We start from the raw sequence: 5,275 nt of genomic DNA, 5'->3' as shown, positions 1-5,275 counted from the left end.
CTGGGCAGCCGTCAGCCTGCCGAACGCGGCGTGACCGATGCAGCCAGCACCGGACACGAACTGCAAGCTCGGCCCTTCAGGGCCGAGAAGCTGACTCAGCACGGTGGGTGTGCCGGGCGCGGTGATGTCGATGACGAACGCTGCGAGGCGCCTAAGCGTCGAGTTCGTGCACCAGGAGCGCCACGTACAGCGACAGCACCGACTCCGGGTCCTCCAGCGACACCCCGAGCACCTGCGCGACCCGCGACAGCTGCTGGTAGTAGGCCGTACGCGACAGGTGCGCCGCAGCGGCCGCCGCCGACTTGTTCCCGCCCTGCTCGCAGTAGCAGCGCAACAGCTCCACCAGCCGGCTGCGCTGGTGGGCGTCCCGCGCCAGCAGCGGGCCCAACTCCCGGTCTGCGAACGCCTGGACCCGCTCGTCCTCCCGCAACAGGTGCAACAGGCCGCGCAGGCGCACATTGTCCAGCTTGTGGTAGAGCTGCGCACCGGGGGTGCGGAGGGCCGCCCCCGCGACGTGGGCCGCCTCGCTGAGGCTGCGGCGCACCTCGGCGGCGTGTGACACGGTGGTGCCGACCGCCACCAGCACCGGGCCGGCCGTCGAGCGGTGCACCTCCTCGGCCAGCCGACGTAGGACCGCGTCGACCCTGGCGTGGGCGGGCAGCGACAACAGCGCCCGTACGCTCGTGTCGTCCACGACGCCGACCAGCGCGGGCACTGACACCCGCCGTGCGGCCGACGCGGCCACCTCGGCGAGGTCGCGCAGCACCTCCTGGGTGGCCAGCGCAGGCGCGCGTGGCGTCACGTGCCCGGGCCGGATCGCCACCCCGACGAGCTGCCGCCGGTCGAGGCCGACGCCCAGCGCGGCCGCCCGGGCGGCCAGATCCGGCGGCGGTACCGCCTGACCGAGCAGTTGCGCGAGCAACATCCGATGCGTCTGCCGCTCCAGACTCTCCCGATCACGGGCCACCAGCCGATGCACCGCCAGCGCCGACGCGGCCCGCTCTGCGACCACCATGTGCCGGTGCGGCGGTGGGTCCGGCGAGAGCAGCACCAGGCGTCCCCAGTCGGCGCCCTGTGCGCCGACCACCGTGACCAACCAGCCGGCCTCCTCGTCGTAGGCCGTTCGCTCGGGCACGGCCACGGACCGGGACCGCTGGCTCCAGTCCGCGAGCAGCTCGGTGGGATCCTGCCCAGCCGCGTCGTACGCGAGCACCTCGTGCCCCAGCGTCTCCAGCACGACGGGCAGCCCGGAGATCCGGGCCACCTCGCGCAGCACCTCGGCCGGCTCGGCCCCGGCCACGGTGAGCGAGGTGAACGTCTCGTGCACCTGCTCGGCGGCCCGCAGCTCGGCGAGCTGGGCGTCGACGATCAGCGCCACCACCGCCTCGGTGACGGACACGAACCGCGTCTCTTCCGCGAGCGTGATCAGGGGGAGTCGGCGCCGGTCGGCCGCTGTCACGAGCGCCTCGGGTACCTGATCGTTCCACCGGCGGACCAACTCGATGACCAGTCCCGCCGCGTGGACCGCGGCCAGGTCGTCCACGTAGCCCGTGAGCGCCGCCGGCTCCTCCGGCAGCGCGATGCCGGTGGTCAGTACCAGTTCCCCACCGCGGAGCAGGTGCGCGATGTCGGCGACCTCCGCCACGTGGACCCAGCGGACCCGGCCCTGCATCCCGGCCGATCCGGCCACCACCTGTGGCTTCGCGCGCCGGATCACCGGCAGCGCGACGGCGTCTGCGACGGAGGGATACATCGCGACCTCCCTACTACCGGGATCGCACACACCGTAATGGCAGCGGCCGCAGAGCGGTACAGGTTGCACATAGCGGTTGGACAACGAATGCCGCCACACTCGGCCTACCGGCGGAGATACGGAGGACGCGATGGCGCACCGCGAGCTGCTGACCAGACACCGGTCCGTGATGCCGAAGTGGCTGGCGCTGTACTACGAACAGCCGATCGAGTTCGCCAGCGCGTCCGGCCGCCGGGTGACCGACCGGGAGGGACGCACCTACCTCGACTTCTTCGCCGGCATCCTCACCAACGCGATCGGCTACGACGTGGCCGAGATCAGCGACGCGGTCCGGTCGCAGATCGACACCGGCGTGCTGCACTCCTCCACGCTCTACCTGATCCAGTCGCAGGTCGAGCTCGCGGAGAAGATCGCGGAGCTCTCCGGGATCCCGGACGCCAAGGTGTTCTTCACCAACTCGGGCACCGAGGCGAACGAGACCGCGCTGATGCTCGCCACCCAGCGCCGGCGCAGCGAGCAGGTGCTCGCCCTGCGCAACTCCTACCACGGCCGCGCCTTCGCCACCGTCGGCATCACCGGCATCCGCGGCTGGTCGGCCAGCGCGCTCAGCCCCGTCAAGGTGAGCTGGGTGCACGGCGGCTACCGCTACCGCAGCCCCTTCCGGGACCTGTCCGACGCGGACTACGTCCGCGCCTGCGTCGCTGACCTGCGCGAGATCATCGAGACGACGACCGCAGGTGACGTCGCGTGCATGATCATCGAACCGATCCAGGGCGTCGGCGGCTTCGCCACCCCACCGGACGGGCTGTTCGGCGAGTTCAAGAAAGTGCTCGACGAGTACGGGATCCTTCTCGTCTCCGATGAGGTGCAGACCGGCTGGGGCCGCACCGGCGAGCACTTCTGGGGCATCCAGGCGCACGGCGTCGTACCCGACGCGATCACCTTTGCCAAAGGCCTGGGCAACGGCCTGGCGATCGGCGGAGTCATCGCTCGGGCGGACCTCATGGACTGCCTCGGCGCCAACTCGATCTCCACCTTCGGCGGCAACCCGCTCGCCACCACCGGCGCTCTGGCCTCGCTCAACTATCTTTTGGAACACGACCTCCAGGCCAACGCAGCAGACCTGGGTGCCCGGCTGCTCGACGGCCTCCGTGCGGTCGCGCAGGCGCATCCCGTGGTCGGCGACGTCCGCGGCAAGGGCCTGATGATCGCGCTGGAACTCGTCGGACCCGACGGCGCGCCCCACCCGGCGGCCGCCGCCGCACTGCTGGAGGAATCCCGGGAACGTGGACTGCTCGTCGGCAAGGGCGGCCTGTACGGCAACGTCATCCGCCTGGCACCACCGATGACGCTGACCCGGGCCGAGGCGGACGAAGCGCTTGAGATCCTCACCCAGTCGATCGAGGCCGTGGCCAAGGAGGCACAGCAGCGATGAGGACCACCCATTGGATCGGCGGCAAGCCGTGGAACGGCGCCACCGAACGCGCCGGCGACATCTACGACCCCGCCACCGGACAGATCGCAGGGCACGTCGACTTCGCGACCGCCGCGGTCGTCGACCAGGCCGTCGCTGCCGCCGGCGAGGCCTTCACCCGCTGGCGTACGGCTTCCCACGCCCAGCGGTCAAACGTGATGTTCGCCTTCCGGGAACTGCTGAACGCCCGCCGGCCCGAACTGGCCAAGATCATTACCACCGAGCACGGCAAGGTGCTTTCCGACGCCGCGGGGGAGATCCAACGCGGGCTGGAGAACGTGGAGTTCGCCTGCGGCATCCCGCAGATACTCAAGGGCGGGTTCAGCGAAAACGCCTCGACCCAGGTCGACGTGTACTCCATCCGGCAGCCGCTCGGCGTGGTCGGAGTGATCACCCCGTTCAACTTCCCCGCCATGGTGCCGCTGTGGTTCGCGCCGAACGCGATCGCGTGCGGCAACAGCGTGGTCCTCAAGCCGAGCGAGAAGGACCCGTCCGCGGCGAACTTCCTCGCCGAACTGTTCGCTGAGGCCGGGCTCCCGGACGGAGTGTTCAACGTCGTGCACGGCGACAAGGAGGCAGTCGACCGCATTCTCGAACACCCGGCGGTGAAGGCCATCTCCTTCGTCGGCTCCACCCCGATCGCCCGCTACGTCTACGAGACCGGCACCCACAACGGCAAGCGTGTGCAGGCGCTCGGCGGCGCGAAGAACCACATGGTCGTACTGCCCGACGCCGACCTCGACCTCGCCGCCGACGCCGCCGTCTCGGCAGGGTTCGGCTCGGCCGGCGAACGCTGCATGGCCATCTCGGTCGTCGTGGCCGTCGACCCGGTCGGCGACGCACTGGTCAGCAAGATCAGCGAGCGGATCGCCGCGCTCCACGTCGGCGACGGCCGTCGGCCGGGGTGCGAGATGGGACCACTGGTCACCGGCGCCCACCGCGACCGGGTGATGTCGTACCTGGACGCTGGACGGGCCTCCGGGGCAGAGTTGGTGGTCGACGGGCGAAGCCACCCGATCGACGGTGAGCGAGCCGGCTTCTGGCTCGGGCCGACCCTCTTCGATCACGTCGACACCGACATGTCCATCTACACCGACGAGATCTTCGGACCGGTGCTCTCGGTGCTGCGCGTGCCCAGCTACGACGACGCCGTCGAGGTGGTCAACACCAACCGCTACGGCAACGGCACCGCCATCTTCACCAACGACGGCGGCGCGGCCCGGCGCTACCAGAATGAGATCGAGATCGGCATGGTCGGAGTGAACGTCCCGATCCCGGTCCCAGTCTCGTACTACTCCTTCGGCGGATGGAAGGACTCCCTGTTCGGTGACGCGCACGCGTACGGACCGGAAGGGGTGAACTTCTTCGTCAGATCCAAGGTGGTCATCAGCCGGTGGCTCGACCCCTCCCACGGTGGAGTGAACCTCGGCTTTCCACAGAACAGCTGAGCACCAGAACCTGAGCCGCGCGACACAGGTGGCAGACGTCTCGACGACGGCCATCTGAGCTTGATCCGGTTGCGTTCGCCAACAGTTTGACGCGCGCCTCGGTAGGGAAAGTTCGCGGACACCTCAATGAAGGAGGCTGTATGGAGACGTCCGCTAGCGCCGGGCGCAGTTATCGACAGCCGACACGTGCATGCGTGGCGGTGCCTGCTGCAGCGCCAACCGCGAGGGGGCGAGCCTAATGGCTCGCGTCGGTCGCTACGGGATCCCAGGGTTCGTGTGGTTCCTGATCTGGCTCGTCGTCTGCATCTTGATCGTCATCCTGTTGGCCATGCTCATTCACCACTTCGGAGGCGCCTCTCTTTCGCTCAAGCTCGGCCACTTCTACCTGAACATCGGGGTCACCTGACATGCCAGATCGTCGGCACTCCGGCGCCGGTACCGCACCAGGTTTGTTAGCCGTCACCTTCGGTGACGGCTAACACGGCTTGAAGCGCGCTGCCTGCGTGAGGTCAACAGTCGCGACTATCCGAGCGAGGTCATCGAACGGATGTGCGACCACTTCACCGAACAACGCATCAAGGAACTCGCCACGCAACGGCA

At 69.2% G+C, this 5,275-nt stretch carries 4 protein-coding genes; 3 read left to right on the top strand and 1 reads right to left on the bottom strand.

The genetic code is table 11. The features are described from left to right. Positions 1 to 151: 151 nt before the first annotated feature. Positions 152 to 1,753, bottom strand: a complete 1,602-nt coding sequence (locus AB0H57_RS32375; RefSeq protein ID WP_357512497.1) for a PucR family transcriptional regulator ligand-binding domain-containing protein — start codon at positions 1,751 to 1,753, stop codon at positions 152 to 154. 130 nt (positions 1,754 to 1,883) lie between these two features. Between AB0H57_RS32375 and AB0H57_RS32370 the strand changes: the two genes are divergently transcribed. From AB0H57_RS32370 to AB0H57_RS32360, 3 genes are all read left to right on the top strand, one after another. Further along, positions 1,884 to 3,188: an aspartate aminotransferase family protein gene (locus AB0H57_RS32370; RefSeq protein ID WP_357512495.1), complete on the top strand. Its 1,305-nt coding sequence runs from the start codon at positions 1,884 to 1,886 to the stop codon at positions 3,186 to 3,188. After that, on the top strand, positions 3,185 to 4,675 hold the full coding sequence (locus tag AB0H57_RS32365) for a CoA-acylating methylmalonate-semialdehyde dehydrogenase (protein ID WP_357512493.1): 1,491 nt from the start codon (positions 3,185 to 3,187) through the stop codon (positions 4,673 to 4,675). The genes AB0H57_RS32370 and AB0H57_RS32365 overlap by 4 nt, the downstream gene beginning before the upstream one ends. A gap of 274 nt (positions 4,676 to 4,949) precedes the next feature. Beyond that, a complete protein-coding gene (locus AB0H57_RS32360) occupies positions 4,950 to 5,081 on the top strand; it encodes a hypothetical protein (RefSeq protein ID WP_255509887.1) in 132 nt (43 codons plus the stop codon). The last annotated feature ends 194 nt before the right edge of the window (positions 5,082 to 5,275 follow it).

Source organism: Micromonospora sp. NPDC050686, assembly GCF_040654475.1.
Lineage (GTDB): Bacteria > Actinomycetota > Actinomycetes > Mycobacteriales > Micromonosporaceae > Micromonospora.
The sequence above is the reverse complement of the archived record's forward strand: the minus strand, read 5'-3'. Positions and strand labels throughout refer to the sequence as shown.